Source organism: Kocuria oxytropis (assembly GCF_040981195.1).
In the GTDB taxonomy this organism is placed as follows: Bacteria; Actinomycetota; Actinomycetes; order Actinomycetales; family Micrococcaceae; genus Kocuria; species Kocuria oxytropis.
This window is the reverse complement of sequence record NZ_JAVFXA010000061.1, coordinates 1-874: the sequence shown is the minus strand read 5'-3', so window position 1 is coordinate 874 and position 874 is coordinate 1. Positions and strand designations below refer to the sequence as shown.

Below are 874 nucleotides of genomic sequence, written 5' to 3'. Positions count from 1 at the left end.
GGACACCTAACCTTCACGCCCATGTAGTTTTCGATTGGACGCAGCCGAACGGGAAGAGTGTGCGTTTATCGCGTGATGACATGGCAGAACTCCAAACCATAGCATCTGAAGCACTGGGCATGGAACGTGGTGTTTCTTCTGATCGCAAACACTTATCGGCTATGCAGTACAAGACCGAATGTGCGAAAGAACAGCTTCAGGAACTATCCAACGATATATCCAGTGCGTTAGACAAGCACAAGGACGTGCAAAACCAGCTTCTTCAGCTTCAGAAAGAACTACGTTCCATTGAAACAAAGAAAAAGGTCCAAAAACTCATTTCTAAGGCTTCAGAGAAGTTTTACGGCTTGATAGGGAAAACGGTTAACGATAGGGAAAAAGATGCCTTAAAAGCCAAAATAAAGGCTTTAGAGGGGGAAAATGAACAGCTATCCGATAGACTGGGAAAGGCTATACTTGAAAAAGAGCGAAACGGCACAAAGGTATTCAAAGCCGAGAACGACAAGGAGTATTATAGACAGCAAATGGACAATGCAAGGACAACCAGTAACCGACTAAGAACGGAGAACCAAGAACTAAAGACCGAAACCAAGGAATTGAAAAAAGAACTTGGTAAGATGAAAGACTTGTTCAATTCCGAACAACTGGAGGCTTTAAGGCATCATTTCCCAAACATATCAAAAGCTATGGAAGAGGGGAAAGACCTACTCAAGCAAATCACCAGAAGCAGAGGTTTCGGCATGGGTATGTAACCCCCCCCCCGCCCCCAAAGGGGGAGCGACCAAACGGCAGCTTCACTCAATGGAGTGTTACGCCGTTCGGGTTCGGAAGAAATTTTGCAGGGTTCGAAAAACGGTTGTGTGCTTATTCGAAA

General features: G+C 45.2%; 1 pseudogene. It reads left to right on the top strand.

The features are described from left to right. Nucleotides 1-752, top strand: a pseudogene (locus tag QYM41_RS17565) (hypothetical protein); the annotation flags it as partial. Between the last annotated feature and the right edge of the window lie 122 nt (nt 753-874).